The organism is Kribbella sp. NPDC058693, assembly GCF_042715335.1.
GTDB lineage: Bacteria > Actinomycetota > Actinomycetes > Propionibacteriales > Kribbellaceae > Kribbella > Kribbella jiaozuonensis.
Genome location: NZ_JBHXSQ010000001.1, coordinates 250,597 through 269,928, shown reverse-complemented (window position 1 = coordinate 269,928; position 19,332 = coordinate 250,597). Strand labels below are relative to the sequence as shown.

General features: G+C 69.0%; 17 protein-coding genes. 9 read left to right on the top strand and 8 right to left on the bottom strand.

Annotated elements, in window-relative coordinates:
- Positions 1-82 precede the first annotated feature (82 nt).
- Genes ACFWUU_RS01325 through ACFWUU_RS01315 form a run of 3 tightly spaced genes read left to right on the top strand, consistent with a single transcriptional unit; the run spans position 83 to position 3,925 of the window.
- A complete protein-coding gene (locus tag ACFWUU_RS01325) occupies positions 83-1,573 on the top strand; it encodes a hypothetical protein (protein WP_380171698.1) in 1,491 nt (496 codons plus the stop codon).
- Positions 1,566-2,810: a M48 family metallopeptidase gene (locus ACFWUU_RS01320; RefSeq protein ID WP_380171696.1), complete on the top strand. Its 1,245-nt coding sequence runs from the start codon at positions 1,566-1,568 to the stop codon at positions 2,808-2,810. The genes ACFWUU_RS01325 and ACFWUU_RS01320 overlap by 8 nt, the downstream gene beginning before the upstream one ends.
- Positions 2,807-3,925, top strand: a complete 1,119-nt coding sequence (locus tag ACFWUU_RS01315; protein WP_380171694.1) for a glycosyltransferase family 4 protein — start codon at positions 2,807-2,809, stop codon at positions 3,923-3,925. Before ACFWUU_RS01320 ends, ACFWUU_RS01315 begins: the two co-directional genes overlap by 4 nt.
- On the opposite strand, the gene ACFWUU_RS01310 is transcribed toward ACFWUU_RS01315, so the two are convergent.
- The gene (locus ACFWUU_RS01310; RefSeq protein ID WP_380171692.1) at positions 3,922-4,845 is read right to left on the bottom strand and encodes a TolB family protein; all 924 of its coding nucleotides are present in this window, start codon (positions 4,843-4,845) and stop codon (positions 3,922-3,924) included. The genes ACFWUU_RS01315 and ACFWUU_RS01310 overlap by 4 nt on opposite strands.
- Position 4,846: 1 nt before the next feature.
- A complete protein-coding gene (locus ACFWUU_RS01305; protein WP_380171690.1) occupies positions 4,847-6,781 on the bottom strand; it encodes an alpha/beta fold hydrolase in 1,935 nt (644 codons plus the stop codon).
- A 149-nt stretch (positions 6,782-6,930) separates the two neighbouring features.
- On the opposite strand from ACFWUU_RS01305, the gene ACFWUU_RS01300 reads away from it, so the two are divergent.
- The 4 genes from ACFWUU_RS01300 to ACFWUU_RS01285 all read left to right on the top strand — a co-directional run bounded on the left by ACFWUU_RS01300 (position 6,931) and on the right by ACFWUU_RS01285 (position 11,040).
- Positions 6,931-7,296, top strand: coding sequence for a response regulator transcription factor (locus tag ACFWUU_RS01300; RefSeq protein WP_137254442.1), 366 nt, complete (start codon positions 6,931-6,933; stop codon positions 7,294-7,296).
- A gap of 23 nt (positions 7,297-7,319) precedes the next feature.
- On the top strand, positions 7,320-9,038 hold the full coding sequence (locus tag ACFWUU_RS01295; protein ID WP_380171688.1) for a histidine kinase: 1,719 nt from the start codon (positions 7,320-7,322) through the stop codon (positions 9,036-9,038).
- Entirely contained in the window at positions 9,026-9,673 is a 648-nt protein-coding gene (locus ACFWUU_RS01290; protein ID WP_137254444.1) for a response regulator transcription factor, read from the top strand. The genes ACFWUU_RS01295 and ACFWUU_RS01290 overlap by 13 nt, the downstream gene beginning before the upstream one ends.
- Before the next feature lie 215 nt (positions 9,674-9,888).
- Positions 9,889-11,040 carry an alanine--tRNA ligase-related protein gene (locus ACFWUU_RS01285; RefSeq protein ID WP_380171686.1) on the top strand — a complete coding sequence of 384 codons (1,152 nt, stop codon included), beginning with the start codon at positions 9,889-9,891 and terminating at the stop codon, positions 11,038-11,040.
- Here ACFWUU_RS01285 and ACFWUU_RS01280 read toward each other — a convergent pair.
- From ACFWUU_RS01280 to ACFWUU_RS01270, 3 genes are read right to left on the bottom strand one after another with little or no spacing between them, the layout of a single operon-like run.
- Entirely contained in the window at positions 11,033-12,004 is a 972-nt protein-coding gene (locus ACFWUU_RS01280) for a DMT family transporter (RefSeq protein WP_380171684.1), read from the bottom strand. The two genes, ACFWUU_RS01285 and ACFWUU_RS01280, sit on opposite strands and share 8 nt — an antisense overlap.
- 45 nt (positions 12,005-12,049) lie before the next feature.
- The gene (locus tag ACFWUU_RS01275; RefSeq protein ID WP_380171682.1) at positions 12,050-12,721 is read right to left on the bottom strand and encodes a hypothetical protein; all 672 of its coding nucleotides are present in this window, start codon (positions 12,719-12,721) and stop codon (positions 12,050-12,052) included.
- Between the two features lie 26 nt (positions 12,722-12,747).
- On the bottom strand, positions 12,748-13,725 hold the full coding sequence (locus tag ACFWUU_RS01270; RefSeq protein ID WP_380171680.1) for a DUF5937 family protein: 978 nt from the start codon (positions 13,723-13,725) through the stop codon (positions 12,748-12,750).
- 67 nt (positions 13,726-13,792) lie between these two features.
- Here ACFWUU_RS01270 and ACFWUU_RS01265 point away from each other — a divergent pair, with 67 nt between their 5' ends.
- Positions 13,793-14,995 (top strand): MFS transporter, encoded by a 1,203-nt coding sequence (locus ACFWUU_RS01265; protein ID WP_380171678.1) that lies wholly within the window; start codon positions 13,793-13,795, stop codon positions 14,993-14,995.
- Here ACFWUU_RS01265 and ACFWUU_RS01260 read toward each other — a convergent pair.
- The gene (locus ACFWUU_RS01260; RefSeq protein ID WP_380171676.1) at positions 14,955-15,704 is read right to left on the bottom strand and encodes an SDR family oxidoreductase; all 750 of its coding nucleotides are present in this window, start codon (positions 15,702-15,704) and stop codon (positions 14,955-14,957) included. The genes ACFWUU_RS01265 and ACFWUU_RS01260 overlap by 41 nt on opposite strands.
- A gap of 70 nt (positions 15,705-15,774) precedes the next feature.
- On the opposite strand from ACFWUU_RS01260, the gene ACFWUU_RS01255 reads away from it, so the two are divergent.
- Positions 15,775-16,659, top strand: a complete 885-nt coding sequence (locus ACFWUU_RS01255) for a LysR family transcriptional regulator (RefSeq protein WP_137254450.1) — start codon at positions 15,775-15,777, stop codon at positions 16,657-16,659.
- On the opposite strand, the gene ACFWUU_RS01250 is transcribed toward ACFWUU_RS01255, so the two are convergent.
- Positions 16,625-17,599 (bottom strand): LacI family DNA-binding transcriptional regulator, encoded by a 975-nt coding sequence (locus tag ACFWUU_RS01250; protein WP_380171674.1) that lies wholly within the window; start codon positions 17,597-17,599, stop codon positions 16,625-16,627. The genes ACFWUU_RS01255 and ACFWUU_RS01250 overlap by 35 nt on opposite strands.
- 10 nt (positions 17,600-17,609) lie before the next feature.
- Entirely contained in the window at positions 17,610-19,328 is a 1,719-nt protein-coding gene (locus ACFWUU_RS01245; protein WP_380171672.1) for a glycoside hydrolase family 36 protein, read from the bottom strand.
- Between the last annotated feature and the right edge of the window lie 4 nt (positions 19,329-19,332).

Genomic DNA, 19,332 nt, shown 5'->3' with positions numbered 1-19,332 from the left:
TGCGCCCTTGACATACTCTGCGGCTCCGGGGATCCCTCCCCGGAGCCGATTCATTTGATGACGTAATGTCGGAGGAGGCCGGGTGTCCCGCCTGACTGGGGCAGGTGAGCAGCAGCGAAGGGCCGAGGTGATCGACGATCAGGGCGATACGGTGCCGCTGCCAGTGATCCCGTCAGCCGGTGACCCACGGGAGCCGAGTGACCACCGCCAGCGGCCGCTCGCCCGGACCGCCGACGAGAGCCGGCCGCCGTTCACGCCGATCCTGAAGAAGGTCGCTCTCGGTGTCGCCGTCTGCCTCGTCGCCGGAGCCGGGTACGCCGGTCTCCGTCAGGTCGCCAACGCTCCGGCCGACCCGAACGGTTCGCCGTCACACTCGCATCCGGCCACGTCGGCGACGCCGGACCAGGCGGAGTCCGGCGTACAGCGCGCTGTCGCGGGTGAGGCTGTCCTGCAGAAGATGACCGACGCGGTCGAGAACGACAACCGCACCGAGTTCCTCGACACCATCGACCCGAAGGCCGCGGACTTCCGCGGCAGCGCCCGGACGATCTTCTCGAACCTGACCACCCTCCCGATCAGCACGTTCCAGTTGCGCTACGTGAGCGACGACCCCGGCGCGCTGACACCGGACCGGCAGACCCAGCTCGGCGGCACCCAGTCCTGGCTGGCCCAGGTCGAGGTCTCCTGGCAACTCTCCGGGTACGACGTGAAGCCGGCCCGCGAGACCCTTCCGGTGACGTTCGTCACCCGCGACGGGACGACGTACGCCGCATCGTTCTCGGAGCGGTTCGCGGCGGGGCAGCGGCGACCGGTCTGGGCGCTCGGCCAGGTCGAGGTGGCCAAGGGCAAGCACAGCCTCGTGGTCAGCCTCGACTCGGAGGCGGAAGCGAAGAGCTACGTATCCGTGGCCGACAAGGCGGTCGACTCGGTGAGCAAGGTCTGGGGCAAGAACTGGCGGCAGAAGGTGATCATCTACCTGCCCGCCAAACAGTCCCAGATGGAAGGCATCCTCGGCGCCCAGCCGAACACGTACACCCAGATCGCCGCGGTCACGTTCGCCGAGCTCGACTCGCCCGCCGTCGGCGCGCCGGTGCGGATCGTGGCGAACCCGAAGCTGTTCGAGGAGCTCGGCAAGCAGGGACGCCGGATCGTGCTCACGCATGAGACCACCCACGTCGCGTCGACCGCGACCGCTTCGCCGGTGCCGTTGTGGCTGGCGGAAGGGTTCGCGGACTACGTGGCGTTCACCGCCGTACCGGTGCAGGACGAGTCGGCGGCGAAGGAGCTGTTCAAGGCGGTCCGGGCCGGGAAAGTGCCGACCACCTTGCCGACGCCCGAGGCGTTCGCGGCGTCGGCGACCGAGCTGCCGCAGGCTTACGAGTCGGCGTGGCTCGCGTGCCGGCTGATCGCCGAGCGTGAAGGACAGGCCAAGCTGGTCAAGTTCTACCGGGCCGTGCACGCGTCGAAGACCTCGACCGGTCTCGCGGACGCGTTCAAGTCGGTGCTGGGGATGACCGAGGCCGAGTTCGTCGCCGAGTGGCAGAAGTACCTCGAGAGGCTTGCTGGTGCCTGAACCGGCCGGCCGGTCGGCTCCCTGGATCGCCTGCGGCGTACTCGCCGTCGCGCTGGTCTTCACCATCGCCGTCACCACCCCGTGGCACCTGATCGATCTGCCGGAACCCGATGCCGCGCTGGACTTCACGGCGGCCGAGATCGCCCGCCAGAACGCCTTCCGGCACGAGATCCTGCCGTGGTCGACGGCGTCCTGGATCATCTCGATCGTGGTTCCGCTCGTCATCGGCTTCAGCCCGCTCGGCCGACGGCTGTACGACGCCGTGCACGTCCGGCTGTGGTTCATCGCCGTACCGCTGACGGTCGCGGGCGTCGTCCTGATCACGAGTCTGCTGACCGTCCCGACCGATGTGCTCGCGGAGCGGGTCAGCCTGAAGTACGGCCTGTCGGTGGAGAACTGGCGGTTGTGGGTGTGGGACCGCGGCGTCAACTGGGCCATCACGTCACTCGGGCTCGCGGTGGTCGCCGTTGTCCTGATCGCGTTCGCGAAGATCTGGCGGCAAGGCTGGTGGTTGCCTGGGGCAATCGCTGCGGCGTTGCTCGTGCTGGGTGTCTCGTTCGCGTACCCGGTGCTGATCGAGCCGCGGTTCAACCACTTCACGTCGATGCCGGCCGGTGCCCAGCGCAACGAGTTCCTCGACCTCGCCAAGCAGGACGGCGTACCGGTGACGGACGTGCTGGTCGCGGACGCGTCGAAGCGGACAACCGCCTTGAATGCTTATGTGTCCGGCTTCGGCTCGACCCGTCGGCTGGTGGTCTACGACACGCTGCTCAAGGACACCCCACCGGCGCAGGTCCGGCTCGTGGTCGCGCACGAGCTCGGTCACGCGGCGGAGGACGACGTACTGCACGGGACGCTGATCGGGGTGCTCGGTACGGCGTTCGGCATCACGCTGCTGTACCTGTTGCTCGGGACTCGGATGGCCGATCCGCGCCGGGTCGCGTTCCTGGTCGCGCTGATCGCCGCCGGTACGACGCTGGCGAGTCCGGTGCAGAATCTGGTCAGCCGCAAGATCGAGGCTCGCGCGGACTACCACTCGTTGCGGCTGACGAACGATCCGCAGAACTTCGTCGCGATGCAGCACGACCTGGCCGTGCAGAACATCTCCGGTCTCGACCCGAGCCGCTGGCGGTACTGGATGTTCGCCGACCACCCGACCCCGCCGGAGCGGATCGCGATGGGCCGCGCCTGGGGCACCGAGAACGGTGACCCGGTCCCGCCGCTGGTCAAGCGATGACCGTCCTGGTCGTCACCAACGACTTCCCGCCGCGCCAGGGCGGGATCGAGACCTTCGTCCGGTCTCTGTGCGACGAGCTTCCGGACGTGGTCGTCTACACGTCCCACGAGCAGGGCGACACGGCGTACGACGCCACGCTGCCGTTCCCGGTGATCCGGGACCGTACGTCGATGTTGTTGCCCACGGCACGTACGACGAAGCGGGCCGTGGAGCTGATGCGGAAGTACGACGCGGACCGGGTGCTGTTCGGCGCGGCCGCCCCGCTCGGGTTGATGGGGTCGGCGCTGCGCAAGGCGGGGGCGCGGCGGATCGTGGCGATGACGCACGGGCACGAGACGTGGTGGGCCGGCGTACCGGGGGCTCGGCAGGCGTTGCGGCGGATCGGCGACGCGGCCGACACACTCACGACGGTGTCGTCGTGGTGCGAGGAGCAGATCAAACCTGCGCTCTCACCGGCTGCTGCGGGACGGGTTCGCAGGCTGACGCCGGGAGTCGACACGCACCGGTTCGCCCCGGACTGTGGCGGAGAGCAGGTTCGCAAAGGCCTGCGGCTGGAAGGCGTTCCGGTTGTCGTGTGTGTCTCGCGGCTGATCCGGCGAAAGGGCCAGGACACGCTCATCCGCGCGTGGCCGCGCGTCCAGGAGTCGGCACCAGGCGCCACGCTGCTACTCGTCGGCGGCGGGCCGGACCGCGACTACCTCGAGGAACTGGCCGCGTCGACCGGAGTGTCCCAGTCGGTCGTGTTCACCGGTCCAGTCCCGTGGCCCGACATCCCGCCGTACATCGATGCTGCTGATGTGTTCGCAATGCCTTGTCGGACAAGGCGATTCGGGCTCGAGCCGGAGGCGCTCGGGATCGTGACGCTGGAGGCCTCGGCGACCGGGAAACCGGTGATCGTAGGGGATTCCGGAGGCGCGACTGACACCGTCCGGCACGGCGAGACGGGCTATCTGGTCGACCCGTACAACCCGGTGCCAACCGGCGTACGGATCGCGGAGCTGCTCACCGAGCCGGCCCGCGCCCGCGCTATGGGCGAGGCCGGTCGGGAGTGGGTACGGCGCGATTGGTCGTGGGCCCGCAGCGGCGACGTACTGCGGGAACTCCTCGAGGTCTAGAAACCCCAGTCCGCGAACGGTTCGAAGGCCGGCGTGTTCGTGATCCGCTGCAGGTGGGTTCCGTCCTTGCGGGCGGTGTAGATGTCCTCCTGCTGGTCGATCGTCAACGACAGCACGATTCTGGTCCCGTCCGGCGACCATCCGGGCGCGAAGGCGTGGTAGGCCTTGCCGCCGGTGTCGAGGGTGATCGGAGTCAGCTTGTCATCGCGGAGCCGGATCAGGGCCAGCCCTCCTTCCGCGGTCGCGAACAGGATCGAGCGACCGTCGGGCGACCACCGGGCTGTCGCCAGTTCGTGGCCTTGCGCAAGACCGTACCGCGTGAGCTGGCGCAGGTGGTGCCCATCGGTGTCCACCACGAACAGCGCGGTGTCCTCACCCCGGAACCGAACGATCACGGCCCTGTCTCCGTCGGGTGAGTAGTCACCGGCGACGTCGGACGCGCTGTACGGGTTCGTCGTCAGCCGGATCGGATGACCACCGTCGGACGAGCGGATGCTGAAGACGCCAGGCTTCTCGCCGCCGAATCCACAGAGGATCCGCTTGCCGTCCGGCGACCAAGCACCGCAGAGCATGTCGTCCGGCGCGCCTGGTGGTTCGAGCATCCGGAAGCCGGATCCGTCCGGCCGCACGGTCGCCGGCCGGAACGGCAACAGCTCGCCAGCAGCGTCGAACCGCAGCAGGTTCGAGATGAGCAACTTACTGCCGTCGGGTGACCACCGCGCCGACCCGAAGTCCTCGACGAGCTCCGGAATCACCACCTTCCGGACGCCCGAACCGTCCGCACGGGCCACGAACAGATTCGAGCCGCCGGAGTCGAGTTGCCGGCTGAACACGATCCGGCCGCCGTTGCCGGCGGACGGGGCGGCTGACCCGCACAGGGCCACCATCAACGAGATCGCGAGTGCCAGTGCGCGCTTCATTTCAGTAGCCGGGGAGTTCGAAGGTCTGGGTGCGGTTGTTCTGGCGCAGTGTCACTACAACGGTCCCGCCGAGGTGGGTGAAGGCGCCGCGGACGGTTGCGATTGCCGTCGTGCCGGCCGGAGTGCGTACGGTGAACGTGCCGTCGATGCCGTCCGGGGTCCAGGTGGTTGAGCCGGAGACTGAGACGTCGCGCGTGAACCGCGCCGCGTCGTAGACGAACGGTCGCTCCGAGCTGTCGTCGTACGTCACCGTTCCACCGCGGAGTCCGCCCGCGACGAGGCCGGAGATCGAGGCGATGTGCTGGAGGCCGTCCATGACGGTCTCCGCGGTGACGGTGGCGAGCCGGCGTACGTCGGTCGTGGCGGGTGGACCGGCTGTCTGCCGGGCCGGAGGTGCGGCCGCTGCCGTCAGCGGGAAGCTGCCGGGCATCCACCAGCCTGCGGGTGGGGTCCGGGCACACGACGTATCGTCGACAGCCAGGGTCTGGATGAACCGCTGCAGCAGGACGGTCCCGCACGAGCCCGTGAACCAGGTCGCATGCCCGACCGCCGCCAGCTCGACGTACGTCGACCCGACGAGGACCCGGGACGCGATCCGGCCGGCCTCCGGCGTGACACCGGCGTCGTATTCGCCGGTCACGATCAGAGCCGGTACGCCGCGAACCTTCGTACCGCTGGGGTAGCTCGGCCGGTCCTCCCAGCTCGACGCGATGCACGGCAGCGGCTGGAAGCCCAGATAGCCTTCGTGATCCCAGGCACTCTTGGAGATCGGTCCGTAGCGAGCCGGCTCGGCCGCGAAGGCTGCGGCGTACTGCTGGTGTCGCCGCGCCGGGCTCGCGTCCTTGTCCCACTGCACAGGCTGGTCGACGCACATCCGGGCGAGCGCGTGGCCGTTGGAGAACTCCCGCGGATCGCCGGCATCGAAGCCGTTCGCCGGGTCGACGTCCGCCGCCAGCCGCAGCAGCGGAACGGCATCACCACGCTGTAGCGCCACCGCGGCCTGGGTGATCTCTCCCGGACCGACGAAGCTGCCGCCGTTGAACGGCATGATCGCGGTCGCGAGCAGGTTCTCGGTCACGGTGATCCGGTGCGGGACGCCGTGCGAGTCGACGCCGACACCGCTGACCGGCGTACGGCGCAGCCGGTCCGCCAGCCAGGCCAGCGAAGCGGCCGGGTCGGGGTTGGCCGCCGCGCAGGCCGGAGATCGGCCGCAGACGGCGTTCACGAGAGCGGGGTAGTGCTTCGGCTGGTAGGCGTAGAAGGGATCGGTGTCGACGGTCAGCGCCGGTGCGCCGAGGGAGATCGACCGGACGTTCTGCTTCCAGCGTGTCGCGTAGGTGACCATGTCGTTGGCGGCGTACGACGCGCCGACCAGATCGATGTCGCCGTACGCGAGCGCCCGCCGGACCTGCTCGAGGTCGTCGGCCACATCCGTTGTGCTGTAGAGATTCGCGGCATCGCCGAGCTGGTCGTGGCACTTGGCCGCCGAGGCATAGAACGGCCCGCCGTGCTGCCAGTCGGGGCAGTCGATCGCCGCGGACAGACCGACGCCACGCTGGTCGACGAAGACCAGATCGCGGGTCTCGGCGACCGTCGACAGCAGGTCGACGTACCCAAATTTGTCGGACAGGCTGATCGACGCCCCGGGACCGCCCAAGGTGATGAACACCGCGCCGGCCGGCGCGGCGGTGGGACCGGTGTGCGGGAAGACCTCGACATGCAGCGGCACCGTGCGGCCGTCGGGATGCCGGCGGTCGAGTGGGACCGGAAGCGTGCCGCAGCGGAGCGCCGGATCGTCCGCGCACGGACTGAGCTCGAGTCGATCAGTACGAAGTGGTGTGGATACGGCGGGCTGGGTGCCCGTGGCAAGAAGCGCGATACAAGCTGTCAGCGACAGCACCGTGGAGCGGACGCGACGTCTTCTGATGATCGGCATGGCTGGATCCCCCTCCCGCACGGGGCGTACCCCCGCCTGCCGGCCAGCCAATCAGCCGGAGCGTGGACGCCGCATCGGGGCGGCCACCGGACCGCGATTGAGGGCTGGCCCTGATTGACGAGTGGTCCGGCGGGCCCGACGATGTGGGGATGGGGGCGGCGCGGTTCCTCATCGTGGACGACCACGTCCTGTTCCGGAGCTCGGCCCGCCGGATGCTGGAGTCGCAGGGTTTCGTCGTGATCGGCGAATCCGGTGACGGCAGATCGGCGATCACGGCCGTTCGCACGCTGCGACCCGACGTGGTGCTGCTCGACGTCCAGCTGCCGGACATGAACGGGTTCGAGGTCGCCAGACAGCTGGCCGAGGAGCCGGACGCCCCGGCGGTGATCCTGACCTCGATCCGGGACGCGTCCGACTACCGCACCCGCCTGACCGGAACACCGGCGCGCGGCTTCATCCCGAAGGCCGAGCTGTCCGAGTCGAGAATCACTGCCCTGCTTGCGAGGGCACCATGAATCGCCGACTTGTAGCAGTGCTGGTGGCACTTGCCGGAGCCGTCGTCTGCCTGCAGGTGTGGCGCGTCGGTCAGGCCGGCTGGCAGTGGGGTCTGCTGCCCTGGCTGTACCTGGTGGCCGGTTTGATCGCGTGGGACCGGCAGCCGCGCAACCGCACCGGCATCCTGCTCATCCTGACCGGCGTCGCCTACCTGATGTTCCTGTTCGAGGGTGCACACGTCCCGCTGGTCTGGACGATCGGTGTTGCATTCGAGGGGGCCTACCTGCCGGCCCTGGTCGCGCTGCTGCTGTCGTTCCCCAGCGGTCGGCTCACCCGTCGGTGGGAGCAGTTGGCCGTCCTTGCGGCCGTTCTGGCCATGCTGTGCTGGACGACGATCCCGATCCTCGGCACCGATCCGTCCGACTTCGACTGCTCGGCCTGCCCACCCGACCTCAACCTGCTCCACGCAGGCCCGGGCGTCGTCAGCCTGCTCGACCGGATCTACGCCGCGTTCCCGGCACGCGTGTACTTCATGGTGCCGATATTCCTCGGTCTCGCGGTGGTCTGCGTGGTCAGGTGGTGGCGAGCGAGCCGTCCGCTGCGGCGGATCTCGGGTCCCGTACTGGTTGCCGCCGTACCGCTTCTGCTGGCGCTGAGCGCGCAGATCATCGCCAACCACCTGAAGCTCTACGACACCCATCCGGACATCAGCCAGGCGATCAACCAGGTGGCGGTGTACGCCGGACTCGTCCATCCCGTGGCGATCCTGGTGGGGCTGTCACTCGGGTGGGCGCGGCAGGCGCGGATCGGCGAGCTGGTGACGGAGCTCGCCGAGCACTCCGGGCTGGACCTGGTCGAGCGCACGATGGCGCGCGTACTGGGGGATCCGTGCCTGGCCATCGGTCGCTGGGACACCGGGAGTCAGCGCTATCGCACCTCGACCGGTGCCGCCCTGGATCTCCCGGGTGCCGGATCGACCCGGTCGACGACCTACCTCGAGCACGACGGCCGCCCGATGGTTGCCGTGGTCCACGATCGCGCGTTGCTGGACGGCGGCGACCTGCTGAACTCGGCCGGGGCAGTGGTGCGGATGGCGGTCGACAACGATCGGCTGCGGACCGAGCTGAGCGCCCAGCTGGCCGAGGTCCGCGCGTCCCGGTCCAGGATTGTGGTTGCCGCAGACAACGAACGTCGCCGGCTCGAGCGGGACCTGCACGACGGTGCGCAGCAGCGGCTGGTGTCGTTGGCGCTGGACGCGCGGACGGCGGCGGCGAAGCTGGCGGCCGGCGACGATCCGGCCGTCGCGGACTCGGTGGCGGCGATCGCGGACGGGTTGACCACTGCGCTGGCCGAGCTGCGCGAACTGGCCCGCGGAATCCATCCGTCGATCCTGGTCGACGAAGGACTGGTCCCGGCGCTGCGGTCGTTGAGCGAACGCTCCGCGGTGCCCGTTCGCCTGCTCGCCGTACCGCCCGAACGGTTCGAGCCGGCCATCGAGGCGGTGGCGTACTTCGTCATCTCCGAGGCGCTCGCCAACGCCGCCAAACACGCTTCGGCCGAGGAGGTGTCGGTCGCCGTACGCCGGGTGGACGGGCGGCTGCTGGTGGAGATCCGTGACGACGGGAAAGGCGGTGCCGACCCGGAGGGATCCGGGCTGCGGGGTCTGGCCGACCGGGTCGCTGCCGTCGACGGGCGGCTCAGCGTGGACAGTCCACCGGGCCGCGGAACAACTGTCCTCGCGGAGATCCCATGCGTGTCGTGATCGCCGAGGACTCGCTGCTCTTCCGCGAGGGGATGGCGCGGCTGCTCACCGAGGCCGGGTTCGAGGTGGTCGGCCAGGCCGGGGACGCCGATGAGCTGCGGATCCTGGTCGACCGGCACCGGCCGGACGTGGCGATCGTCGACATCCGGATGCCGCCCGGGTACGGCAAGGAGGGGCTGACCGCGGCGCAGGAGATCCGCGCCCAGCACCCGGGCACCGCCGTTCTCGTGCTGTCGCAGTACGTCGAACCGCAGTACGCGCTGACCCTGCTGTCCAGCGGTGCCACCGGGACCGGCTACCTGCTCAAGGACCGGGTGGTCCAGCTGACCGACTTCACCGATGCCGTACGCCGGATCGGTCGCGGCGACCTGGTCATCGATCCGGCTGTGGTCGAGCAGCTCCTGGGCCGCCCGCGCAGCCCGGTCGAACGGCTGTCCGAGCGCGAACGTGACGTTCTCGAGCTGATGGCGCAGGGCCGATCGAACCAGTCGATCACCGACTCGCTGGTGCTCAGCCCGAAGACCGTCGAGGCGCATGTCCGCTCGATCTTCCACAAGTTCGGGCTGCCGCCCGGGCTCGACGACCATCGCCGGGTCAGGGCAGTCCTGATGTTCTTGCGTGCTTCCGACGCCTGAGGGAATTACTGGACAGCTGATGCGTTGAATCGTGTACTGTGAGCCACATGCACCGGATGTTCCGACTTGCCGCAGCCGTACGAGCTTTCTGCTCTCCGGCTGCCGCTGCCTGACATCTTCGAAACTCCCACCGGCGACCGGAAACGGTTCGCCGGTGTTGTTGTTTCTGCTACCCGGTGGTCTGGTTCCGGTCCGATCTGACAAGGACCAAGGACATGACCATCAGCAGGACTTTCATCGACTTCTTCATCGACCGCGACCACGTCCCGACGACCGGGTCCACGCTCATCCCGCGGCTGGGCGATCCGGTGCTGTTCACGACCTCGGGGATGCACCCACTCACGCCGTACCTGGAAGGCGAGCCTCATCCGCTGGGGCGCAGACTCGTGGGTATCCAGCGATGCCTGCGAACCACCGATCTCGACGAGGTGGGTGATCCGACCCACCTGACCGTGTTCGAGATGCTGGGCTCGTGGTCGCTCGGCGACTACGGGAGCAGCGAGACGCTGAGGTGGGGGTACGAGCTGCTCACCACCCGCTTCGGCCTCGATCCGCGGCGGATGTACGTGACCGTGTTCGGCGGTGACGAGCAGGTGCCGCTGGACCAGGAGTCGCTGCGGACCTGGCAGGAGCTCGGCCTGCCGATCGAGCTGACCACCGAGGACAACTGGTGGTCGAACGGCCCGACCGGTCCGTGCGGCCCGGACTCGGAGATCTTCGTCTGGACCGGCGACGGCGATCCGGAGGGTACGCCGACCACCGACGACCGCTGGGTCGAGGTGTGGAACCACGTGATGATGCGCTACCGCCGCCTCGACGACGGCTCGCTCGAGCCGCTCAAGCAGCAGAACATCGACACCGGTCTCGGCCTCGAGCGGCTGACCATGCTGCTCGAGAACAAGCGCTCGGTGTACGAGACCTCGCTGTTCGAGCCGTGGCTGCGGACGATCCCGAAGCTGTGGAAGCTCGACGAGCGGTCGCAGCGGATCGTGATCGACCACCTGCGGTCCAGCATCGTGATCGTCGGCGACGGCGTGCACCCGTCGAACACCGGCCGCGGGTACGTGCTGCGCCGGCTGATCCGCCGGATGCTGACCACGCTGTGGCGCGACGACGACTCACGCTCGCTGTCCGATGTGCCGATCGAACTGTTCGAGCACACGCTGAACCACTTCCACCAGGGCGAGACGGTGACGCTGATCCGGCGGATCCTGATCGACGAGGAGATCCGGTTCAGCAACCTGCTCGACCGCGGCCGGAAGGTGCTCAGCCACGAGCGCTTCCACAAGTCACTCGACGACACCGACTACGAGTACCTGCACGAGACCCATGGCCTGCCACGGGAGCTGGTGGACTCGCTCAGGTGACGGGATCCAGCACGTCGGTGCGGGGAGCGTCGGAGTCCGGAATCTCGGGCGAAGCGACCTTCCCGACCGACGACTGGGCCACGAACGCGCCGACGAGCACGATCACGCCGCCGATGATCTGATTGGTCCGCAGCGTCTCGCCGAGCAGGATCAGCGCGAAGATGCACGCCGCCACGACCTCGACGTACGCGACCGCACCGGCAATCGCCGCGGACAGGCGCTGTACGGCGGCCGCACCGGCGAGGTAGGCGACGACCGTACTCACCAGGATCAGCCAGGCGGCCATCACCCAGCCGGGTGCGTGCCGGTGGCCGATCGCGATCGTGTCGATGAGCACGTGCCACGGCGTACCCCACGGTGCGGCCACGAAGGTGAGTACGACGGCACCGACGACGCTGCCGGCCGCGGTCATCACCAGCGGATCCGCGGCGCCGGTCAGCTTGTCGATCAGGATGAAGTACGTCGCCTGGCACGCGGCCGCACCGAGTCCGGCGAGCAGGCCGATCGGGTCGATCTGCAGCCCGGTCCAGATCTCGGCCACCGTCGCGAGGCCGACGACCGCGATGCTGACGCCGATCGCGGCCGACCGCGGTACGGCGACCTTCTGCCCGAACTTCAGCCAGGCGACCACCAGGATCGGGCCGGAGAACTCGAGCATCAGCGCGACCCCGACCGGCAGCCGGCTCGCCGCGATGAAGAACAGCGTCTGGCAGCCGGCGATCCCGGTCAGGCCGTAGAGCACGAGCGCCTTCCATGACGCCCGCGCCGCGCGGAGACCGGATCGGCCGCGGAACGCGAGCACGAGCGGGACGAGTACGACGGCGGCGCCGAGGATGCGCAGCCAGGCCGCCTGCTGCGGTGTGAACCCGGCCCCGATCAGCGCCTTGGCGAACGGTCCCGAGCCGCCGAACGTGATCGCGGAGAAGATCGCGAACCCCAACCCCACCGACTTCGTGCTGTACATGGGCATAACGGTCTCATGCTCATTACAGAACTGTCGAGGGAGATCTCACAGGACGTTCACCGCGCGGGCCGCGACCACCGCGATCGTCAGCAGGGAGATCAACGACTGGGCGCCCATCAGCGTCTTGGTGCGCGCAGTCAGCGGCATGGTGTCGGTCGGGCTGAACGCGGTCGCCGCGGTGAGCGACACGAACAGGTAGTCGGTGAATCCGGGCAGCCAGCGCTCCCAGCCGGGCAGATCGACGGTCAGCTGCGGGAACAGCAGGTCGACCCGCTCCTCCTTGCGCTGGTGCTCGGGCGCCCGCGCGAACGGCCCGCCGCGGTCGACTTCCCAGTACCAGATAGCGAACGCGACGACGTTCGTCACCCAGATCACGACGGCCCCCTTCACCAGGACGTCACCGTTGTTGGCGGAGCCATGGTTGAGGAAGTAGATGAGGCCGCCCAGGTACACCGCGTTGGCGAGGACCAACACACTGACGAGCACCAGCGCGACCCAGCGCAGCCAGGGTTCGTCACGAGACAGATGGAACGGGTTCATCCAGGCCAGCGGCAGCAGAAGCAGGAACCCGAGGCCCGGCAGCAGCCACTGCGGCAGCACGTTGATCTGCGTCGGCACGAGCACCTGCAGGATCAGTGCCGCGCACACCGCCAGGGACGCCGGCCACCGCCGGATGTGCTTCATGGTCGGCGCTGGAGGTTTCTGAACCTTGTCCACCCCCGCATTCTGTCCCCGAAACCGCACTAACCGACGGAGGCGTCGACGACGGCCTGTCCCACCTCGGTACGCCGGTAGTGGACCTGATGGCCGGTGCGGCGACGTGTGGCCAGCCCGGCGTCGTACAGCGCGGAGAGGTGTTCGGCGACCGTGGCGAGGGCGAGGTCGTACTGCGTGGCGAGTGCGCTCGTGGTGGCCGGTGGGTCGAGAGCGATCAGCAGAGTCGCGCGGGTGCGGCCCAGGAGGCGGGCGAGGGCGTCCGGGGGAGCGGGTGCGTCGGACCAGAGGCGAGCGGCGCCGCGCGCGGGGTAGACGAGGGTCGGGTGGTACGCCGGGTCCGCGACGATCACGAGGTGCGGCCAGGCGAAGACGCCGGGGACCAGCAAGAGGCCCTGCCCGGTGAGGTCGCGGCCCTCGAACCGGTACCTGGTGAGGATCAGCCGATCGTCCTCCCAGATCAGCGTCGGGTGCAGGTCGTCGAAGAGGCCGGCCAGTCCGCCGTCGGTGAGTTGCTGACCGCGGTACGCGATGTCGTCCTCGAGGACGCGGCTGATCAGCGGCCAGTCAGGCTTGATCAGGGTCTCCCAGGCGCTCTCGATCTCGGCCGCGAGCCGCTCCCGGGTGCCGGCCAGGTCGGTCAGCATCTTCTCGATCTCAGGTGCGCCCGGGTTCTTCTGTTCGTCCCGTGAGCGGATGAGCTCGCTCCGTACCCGCTCGAGCGGGGTGCTCCGTACGCGGGCGACCTCGGTCGCGAACTTCGCCCTCGATGCCTTGGGCGGTGGGGTGAGTAAGTCGGGCGTGAACCCGACGCGCGGCTGGACGGCCTTCAGCCCACGCAGATCGAGCTTGCTCGCGGCGTCCTGCCGGGCCGCGATCCAGTCGGCGTACAGCGGCCGGTGCTTCGCCCCGTGCAGCACTCGTACGGCGGACATCGTCTCCCACAGCGGCGACGCCCCGAACCGGCAGCGCAGCGCGTCGGCCTGGGTGAACCGCAGCGCGGTCATGAGCATGAACTTTCGGCCACAACCAAAACTCTACGCCCGGGTCCCGATCGTCGTGCACCCTCTCGGCGTGAGGTCCTACGGAGCTGTCCTGCGCGTTCCCGGCATGCGTGCGGTGTTCGGTGCGCACGCGGTGTCGATGCTCGGAACCGTTGCCGCGCAGGTCGCGTTGTCGATCCTGGTCTTCGAGCGCACCGGGTCACCGTTGCTGTCGGCACTCGTCCTGGCGTGCTCGTTCCTGCCGTACGCCGTCGGCGGCGTGCTGCTGTCCTCGGTCGCGGATCGCTTCCCGGCGCGGCGGGTGCTGGTGGTGTGCGATCTGCTCAGCGCGACCTGCGTCGCCGCGATGCTCGTGCCGGGCATGCCGGTGGCGGGGCTGCTCGGGTTGTTGCTCGGGACCGGGATCATCGCGCCGCTCTTCGCCGGTGCGCGGGCGGCGAGCCTGGCCCACCTGCTGTCGCCGGACCTGTTCCCGATCGGCAGGTCGTTGCTGCGGGCAATTAGTCAGGTCGCGGTACTGAGCGGCTTCGCGCTGGGCGGGATCGCGGTCGCGCTGGTCGGTGCGAACTGGTTGCTCGCGCTGGATGCGGTCAGCTTCGTCGCGTCGGCGGTCCTGATCGGCGCGGGTACGCCGTACACGCCGCCGGGTGAGCGGAAGAGCAACACGGTCCGTGACTCGTGGTCGGGGATGCAACTGCTGTTCGGCCACAGGAAGCTTCGCTACCTGATCCTGCTGACCTGGGTGGCCCCGGCGTTCTCGTCGGTCCCGGACGGACTGGCCGTCGCCTACACCGCTCAGGTCGGCACTGCTGCCGCGGCTGCCAGCGTGCTGTTCACTGGCTATGCGGTCGGCTCTGTACTCGGCGAGCTCGTCGTCGCGCGGTTTCCCCCTTCCGCGCGGCGACGGCTCGTCGTCCCGTTCCTGCTCACCAGCCAGCTCCCCGCGATCGCGTTCCTGGCCGAGCCGGGCGTGCCGGTCGCCGCCGTACTGCTGGCGATCGCCGGGGCCGGCTACGCGTTCAACCAGGGCATCGACCCGCTGATCCTGCAGGCTGTCGATCCGGCGTACCGCGGCCGCCTGTTCACCGTCCAGACCAGCGGCCTGATGGCGATCCAGGGCGTCAGCATCGCCCTGGCCGGCGTGGTCGGCTCGTTCCTCGCCCCCAACCTCACCATCGCCGCCGCCGGCATCCTCGGTACGGCGACCACCCTGCTGATCGCCCGTCAGGCCCTCACCACGGAGCCACGTCGTCCAGTGAGCCAGGTCCTCTGAAGACGCCGGTCGGGCCGTCGACGGGCAGCGTCGCGAGGGCGACCGGGACGGCTGCTCCGTCGGTCACGGTGCGTTCGCCGCGCGGGACGGAGGCCTGGGAGTTGAGGTCGGTCGGGACTAGGCCGGGGGTCGCGGCGTTCACCTTGATGCCGTCGGCGCGGAGGGCGCTGGCATAGACCAGGGTGAGGGCGTTGAGGGCGGCCTTCGACGAGCTGTAGGCGAGTAGGCCTTGGGTGGCGAGGCGGCCGTCCAGTTCGGAGAGGAGGTTGACCGAGCCGAGGCCGCTGGACATGTTCACGATCCGGGCGTTCGGCGACTGTCGGAGCAGCGGTACGAATGCGTGGATCGCGGAGACGACTCCGAACACGTTGACGTCGTACGCCGTGCGTACCTGCTCGGCGGTGATGTCGGCGACCGAGGTACCCCACTCGGCCACGATGCCGGCGTTGTTCACCAGCACGTCGAGCCGGCCGGAGTCTGCCTCGACCTGCTTGGCGGCCGCGTCGACCGATTCCACATCCGTCACGTCGAGCTGCACGAACCGTACGTCGAGACCCTCGTCCTTGAGCTCTGCCGCGGCGGCCGAGCCCAGCTCCGGGTTCCGTGCCGCCAGGTACACCGTGAGTCCGCGCAGGCCGAGTTGCCGGACGATCTCGCGGCCGATTCCTTTGTTTCCGCCCGTCACCAGGGCGACTTCGTTCTGATTCATGTCCCCAGTCCAGCGCGGAACCACCGCCGCGGACCAACACCGATCAGGTGGTCCGCCATACCCTGGAGGTATGCCGGAACCAGAGATCCGCGAACTACGCTACTTCCGCGCGGTCGCCGAGGACCTGAACATCACCCGCGCCGCCGAGCGGCTCGGCATCGCCCAGCCGCCGCTGTCGCGGGCGATGCGCCAGCTCGAGCACCGGCTCGGCGTCGACCTGTTCGACCGGTCGGGGACGCGGCTCGAGCTGACGTCGGCGGGGGAGACCTTACTGAAGGAGTCGGGGCCCGTGCTCGACGCGTTGGATTCGGCGGTACGGCGGACGCAGCGGGCCGGAGCTGTTACCGGGGGACTGGTGGTGACGGCCAAGCCTGGCGTCGCGACGGAGCTACTGCACCGGATCGTGGCGGAGCTGCGGGATGAGCTGCCGGGGGTTCAGGTCGTGGTGAGCGGGTTCGGCGAGCAGGCGGACATGGTGCGGAACGGGCGGGCGGATGTGGCGCTGGTCAGCCGGCCGTTCGATGACCACGGACTCGAGCTGGAGGAGCTATACACCGAGCCTCGAGTGGCTGCGTTGCCTGCGGGGCATGAGCTGGCCGAGCGTGAGGTCTTGCGGGCCGAGGATCTGGCCGGGATCCCGGCGCCGCGATGGAGCCGGGCCAACGTTGCCGAGCGCAACTACTGGTCGGCGCGCCCGGACGATCCGGTCGACGGCCCGATCGTGCAGGACTCGTCGCAGCTCCTCGAGGTGGTCGCCTTCGGGCAGGCCGTCGCACTGGTGCCGCAGTCGATGTCCGAACGCAACATCCGCCCAGACGTCGTCTACCGCCCGGTCACCGACGTCGAGGTCTACCGAATGTACGTAGTCTGGCCAGCCGGCAGCCGCTCGCAACAGCTCGCCCGCTTCGTCGAGGCGGCAATCAAGCACTCGAGCGGACGACCAGAGGGGCTGTGACGAGGCGTCCGGGGGTGTCCGGTTCGCCGCTGATCTCGTGTAGGGCGCGGTCGAAGAGGCAGGTTGCGATGTCTCGTAGGGGGATTCGGGCTGTTGTGAGTGGGGTGTCGAGCATGCTGGCGAAGGGGAAGTCGTTGAAGCCGGTGACTGCTACGTCCTCGCCGACGGTGATCCCGCGCCGCTGGAGCGACCGCATCGCCACGACCGCGAACGCGTCGTTGTCGGCGACGAAGACGTCCGGCGTCGCGGACTCCTCGACGTACGCCGCGACCGCCTCGAGTGTCCCGAACGAGCGCACCACCGTCGACGGGAATTCGCGGACGAACCCGGCCTGCCGCTGATGAACCCAGGGCAGCGAACTGTCCGTCGCCAGATAGACCGCCCGCTCCCGACCGGTCGATCGCAGATGTTGTGCGATGCCGGCCATCGAGGTCTCGTTGTCGACGTCGACCCAGCACTGCCGTTGCGTCGGCCCGGTCCGCCCGAAGGCGACGAACGGGAATCGCCGCTGGCTGAGGAACTCGATCCGCTCGTCGTGCGGCATCGTCTCGAGTACGACGATCGCATCCACCTGCCGAGCGGCGATCAGCTTCTCGTACAGCGCGATCTCGGTCGCATTCTCAGCCGGCGTGGCCACGTGTACGCCGTACCCGGACAACGCGGCCGCCTTCACCAGACCGCCGAGCAACCCGTGCAGGAATCCACCCAGACCAGGGTTCTCCTCGTCCTCGAAGTACAGCGGGAGCCCGATCACCTGACTGCGTCCGGACGACAACGCGCGAGCCGCGTGGTTCGGGATGTACCCGAGCTCCTCGATCGCGGCGCGCACGGTCCGGACAGTCGGCTCACTGACCCGGTGCGGCGCGTTCAACACATTCGACACCGTCATCGCCGACACCCCGGCAAGCTTCGCCACATCGGCAACGGTCGTTCGCTTCAATCCATCCCCCTCAGATCCGTACGATCCTGGCCACCCCGCCGACCGGTATGTCGATCGCCCACAGCCCCGCCGGCGTCGTCGTACTGCGAGACACCTCACCGCCGGCGCAGTCCGACACTACGAGCTCGACCGGCCGGTCCTCGGCACCCTCGACGTAGATCCTGCCGTCGGCGCCGCCGTTCACGACCAGCGTGCACGGATCCGATACCCGCACGACGGGGTTCGCGAACACGGCAACAATCGTCTCGGCCGCACCGACGGCCCGCACCTGCGTGTAGCGCGCATCCGCACGAGACGGCAGCAGTACGCCGTGCAGCAGTACGTCGGCGTGATCGCGCATGAACCCGAGCCAATGCCGCACCACCTGCTCATGCTCCGGCGACAACGCGTCGAGCTCCATCGACACCTGCGGCGTACTGAACAAGGCGCCAATGAACTGCTGCGCCACATTCTCCGCCGACGCTCTCGGATGCCACAGCAGCATGTCCGAATGCACCGCGCGATCACCGGCCAGCAGCCGGCAGTCGACCGTGCGGACACGATTCTCCACCGGGTCGAGCGCGCAGTCGCCGGCCCGCAAGAATGTGCCGAACTGCCACAACCGCGGGTGCACGTAGTCCTGGCGGAACTCGATCAGTACGTCGGCCCGCAGCCGCCGCAGCTCATCCGTCACCGCCTGCAGGAACCGCTCCACCCCTTCGTCGACCGACTCGCAATCGCCGCCCGGCGCCGGCGGAACATCGTCCCGCGCCCACGAATCGATGAAGTCCAGCTTGAGCCCGTCAACGCCCCAATCCCGCGCAGGCCGAACGCAACACTCGACAAGGTGCTCCCGGACCTCCGGGTAGCGCGGGTCAAGGACCGCGGTCACCTCACCATCGGCGAACCCAAGCGTTCGGTCCTTCAACCGATCCCAGGCCTTCGAGTGCACCCCGATCAACGGCGGCGCCAGCCACAGCACATACCGCTGGCCGAGCTCGTGCACCCGCCGTACATGCGCTGCCATGTCGGGGAACGTCTGGCTGGTCGGCTCCCAGTCACCGCAGTACGCGTATCCGCGCCGGGTGTCGTCGGTCTGCCAGCCGTCGTCGACGATCACCGCGGTGCAGCCGTACGCCGCACCCGCGCGCGCGTGCCGCTCGACGGACTCGGCCGACACGTGCTGGTGGTCGCTGTACCAGGTCGAATACATCGCGGTCCGCGCAACGTCGGGCACGGGGGCGATCCGGTCGGCCAGCTCGGCGGTCCACTCGTCCGACACACCTCGCAGCGCCTCGGCGAAGTGCTGGATCCGCGTGTCGATCCGCAAGGCGAAGGACTCGCCCTCCACGTCGGTCACGGTCAACTCGAACAACTGCTCCGCGGTCTCCTCGTTCACTCCGACGGCGAAGTCGCAATCGCGGACGTTCGACGACAACGAGACCGTGACGATGGCCCTGTCCTGTGCGTCCACGAGCGTCGCGGCGGGTGCCGAGCGGACCGAGCGCACGTCGCGGTGCGAGCCCCAGTCGGTCGGCAGGTTGCGGCGGGAGTCCTGCGTCGGCCGCCACAGCGTGACCGCCTCCTCGGCCGGCCACGTCCACCGCAACGTCACCGAGCCGTCGGACCGCACGTCGTACGACTGCAGTCCGGGCGTTGCGGCCGGTCGCGGGGTGATCGTGTCCGTGCCCGTGAGGGTGCCGGTCCGGGTGGTCCGGCCGTCGGGGGAGCGGAGGTCGAAAGTCGTCACGCCC

Excerpts from the sequence above, each read along its gene's own strand:
- ACFWUU_RS01315 (WP_380171694.1), top strand. The coding sequence starts at position 2,807 with ATGACCGTCCTGGTCGTCACCAACGACTTCCCGCCGCGCCAGGGCGGG.
- ACFWUU_RS01310 (WP_380171692.1), bottom strand. The coding sequence starts at position 4,845 with ATGAAGCGCGCACTGGCACTCGCGATCTCGTTGATGGTGGCCCTGTGC.
- ACFWUU_RS01305 (WP_380171690.1), bottom strand. The coding sequence starts at position 6,781 with ATGCCGATCATCAGAAGACGTCGCGTCCGCTCCACGGTGCTGTCGCTG.
- ACFWUU_RS01300 (WP_137254442.1), top strand. The coding sequence starts at position 6,931 with ATGGGGGCGGCGCGGTTCCTCATCGTGGACGACCACGTCCTGTTCCGG.
- ACFWUU_RS01290 (WP_137254444.1), top strand. The coding sequence starts at position 9,026 with ATGCGTGTCGTGATCGCCGAGGACTCGCTGCTCTTCCGCGAGGGGATG.
- ACFWUU_RS01285 (WP_380171686.1), top strand. The coding sequence starts at position 9,889 with ATGACCATCAGCAGGACTTTCATCGACTTCTTCATCGACCGCGACCAC.
- ACFWUU_RS01280 (WP_380171684.1), bottom strand. The coding sequence starts at position 12,004 with ATGTACAGCACGAAGTCGGTGGGGTTGGGGTTCGCGATCTTCTCCGCG.
- ACFWUU_RS01270 (WP_380171680.1), bottom strand. The coding sequence starts at position 13,725 with ATGACCGCGCTGCGGTTCACCCAGGCCGACGCGCTGCGCTGCCGGTTC.
- ACFWUU_RS01260 (WP_380171676.1), bottom strand. The coding sequence starts at position 15,704 with ATGAATCAGAACGAAGTCGCCCTGGTGACGGGCGGAAACAAAGGAATC.
- ACFWUU_RS01255 (WP_137254450.1), top strand. The coding sequence starts at position 15,775 with ATGCCGGAACCAGAGATCCGCGAACTACGCTACTTCCGCGCGGTCGCC.